This window comes from Protofrankia sp. Cj3, assembly GCF_917627355.1.
Taxonomy (GTDB): domain Bacteria; phylum Actinomycetota; class Actinomycetes; order Frankiales; family Frankiaceae; genus Protofrankia.
This window is the reverse complement of sequence record NZ_CAKJTR010000123.1, coordinates 1,693-4,383: the sequence shown is the minus strand read 5'-3', so window position 1 is coordinate 4,383 and position 2,691 is coordinate 1,693. Positions and strand designations below refer to the sequence as shown.

General features: G+C 73.3%; 1 protein-coding gene and 1 pseudogene. Both read left to right on the top strand.

Translation table 11 applies throughout. From position 1 onward, the window contains the following. The first annotated feature begins 231 nt into the window (after nucleotides 1-231). The gene (locus tag MJ783_RS16105) at nucleotides 232-2,382 is read left to right on the top strand and encodes an AAA family ATPase (protein WP_239311264.1); all 2,151 of its coding nucleotides are present in this window, start codon (nucleotides 232-234) and stop codon (nucleotides 2,380-2,382) included. After that, nucleotides 2,357-2,691, top strand: a pseudogene (locus MJ783_RS16100) (hypothetical protein); the annotation flags it as partial. The gene MJ783_RS16105 and the pseudogene MJ783_RS16100, both read left to right, overlap by 26 nt.

Genomic DNA, 2,691 nt, shown 5'->3' with positions numbered 1-2,691 from the left:
GGCCCAGGCACTCCGTCAGCCCCCGCGCAGTGCCCAGCGCAACGGCTTCCAGCATGTTCAACGGCAAGTCCCCTCCACAAGCGGCGTCGAACGGTGAACGGGAAGCCCAGGAGGTTGAGGGGTGTACGATCACGATCTTTTGATCGTCTGCTCAGCCGTCCCGGGAAGCATAGCCCCACGCATCGAAACGGATCGAACGGCGACTTCTGAAACACGCCGTAGGCTGCCGGCATGCAGGCCGAGACAGTGCCGACTGACCAGCCTTCCGGCGTGGCCCCGACCGAGGCGCCGCTGACCGATCCTGCCATCGTCTTCAGCGCATTCTGCGCGGCGGGGCTGTGGCCGGGGCTCGGCCGGACGACCGCCGCCCGGCTCGCCGATGCCGGGATCCGCGGCCCGGCGGACGTTGAGGCGACCCGGCTGGCAGCGGTCGAGGGTGTCACCCCGGCCCGGGCCCAGCGGCTGGTCGACTCCTTTGCCGCCGCTGAAGGCGCCTACCGCGCGGCCGAGCTGCTGATTGCGGCTGATCTGCCGGCACGCCTGGTGCGCGGGCTGACTGACGAGCTCGGCCCGGGGGTCGCGGACGCGTTACGCGCGGATCCCTGGGCGTTGCTTGCCGCGGGCGAGGCCGAACTCACCCAGGCGGACCGCCTTGCCCGCGTGGCGGGCGCGGGGCGCGACGACCCCCGGCGAGGCCCGGCCGTGATCGCCTATCTGCTCAGCCGGGCGGCCTTCCGCTTCGGCGACACCGCGGCACCGCTGGACACGCTCATGCGGGCCGCGGCCCGTGATGGTGTCGCGGATCCGGCCACGGCGCTGCGCGCCGCGGTTGAGGACGGCCACGTGGTCATAACCGGTGAGCTGGCCGCGCTCGAGCGGTTTGCCGTGGCCGAACAGACACTGGCCGAAGGCATCGCGCGGCTACTGGCCATCGCCGAGCCGCTGCGCCCGGGGAACACCCGGCCAGGGAGCGGCCGGCCGGCGCCGACGGCCCCCACGGGGCCGGATGCCCATCCGGACATGTTCGACAGTCTGGACGGCATCGACGGCATCGACGACGACGGGCCCGGGGAGCTCGACCCGGCCGAGATCCCCGCTGATGACCGCGCGCAGGACCCGGCCGGGGATGACCCCGAGGAAGATCTTGCCGCGGTCCTGGCGAGCCTTGACCAGAGCCAGCTGTACGCGGCCCGCACCGCTCTCGACATCGGCGTGAGCATGCTCACCGGCGGACCGGGGACGGGCAAGAGCCGAACCGTGGCCGCGGTTGTACGCCTCGCGCAGGCAGCCGGCGCGCGGATCGCCCTGGCCGCGCCGACCGGCCGGGCGGCCAAGCGGTTGGAGGAGCTGTGCGACTGGCCCGCGAGCACGTTGCACCGCCTGTTGCAGGCGCAGGGAACCTCCGGGGCCTTCGCGCGTGACGGGGACAATCCCATCGAGGCCGACCTCGTCGTCGTCGACGAGGCGTCCATGCTCGACGCCGAGCTCGCCGCCGCGTTGGTGGATGCCTGCGCCGACGGTACCCATCTGCTGTTCGTCGGAGACCCGGCCCAGCTACCGAGCATCGGCCCGGGCCGGGTGCTCGCTGACCTGCTCGACGCCGGGGTGGCGCCCGTCACCGAACTGCGGCGGCTCTACCGCCAGGCCGACGGTGGTGGGATCGCGACACTCGCCATGGCGGTCCGCGCGGGTGAGCTCCCGCCACCACCGCGCGGACCGGACCGCGAGGTGGTGGCGGTTCCCGCCCGCAGCGCGGGAGAGGCAGCCCACCGGGTCGTCCAGCTCGTGACCGACTCCATCCCGCGGGCGCTGGGGATCCCGGTGACCGACGTTCAGGTCGTGACTCCGGTCCACGGGGGCCCAGCCGGGACAGCCGCGCTGAACAAGGCGCTCAAGCAGGTGCTCAACCCCGGTGCGGGGGCAGCGGGCGGATTCGATGTGGGTGATCGGGTGGTTGCCACCGCGAACCATCTGGACGACGGGTTCGCCAACGGGGAGATCGGGATGGTACGCGGCGTAGGTGACCGGGGCGTGCTCACGGTCGCCTTTCCCGGTGGCGATGTCGATGTCCCCAGCGGGGCTGTCGGGGATCTGCGGCACGGCTGGGCGGTCACGGTCCACCGGGCGCAGGGCAGCGAGTGGCCGGCCGTGGTGGCGGTGTTCCCGCCAGAAGCGGGACGGATGCTGACCCGTCCGCTGATCTACACCGCGCTGACCCGGGCCCAGCGCCATCTGTCGGTGGTGTCGGTGAGCGGCCCGGCGCTGCGGGGCGCGGTGCGCCAGGCCGGCGGCCGGCGCCGTAACACACTTCTTCCCGCCCTGCTCGCGCAGGAGATCGAGGCGGCGGTCGAGCCGGATGACTCCGCTGGTCAGGGCCGGTGAGCCGCGGCGCCGTGCCCGCGGTTCGCCGGCCGGCCACGGCGCGGCGCGTCGAGCGGCTGACATGGACGATCGGGCTGGTGACACTGTGGGTACCGTCTCGTTGGTGAGCACCGACCTTTCTGGGAGCCCGGTGGCGGACCTGCCCGCATCCGCGGCTGTGTCCGTCATGCCGGCCGCGGCGGCATCGACGGCGGCCGTCCCGTCCGCGGCACCGATCATCGACGCCGCGCGGTCACGCACCAGCGTCCCGAAACCGCGGGCGGAGGTTCACCGCGGGCATGACCTCGCGCGGCCGGGTAGCCAGCCGGC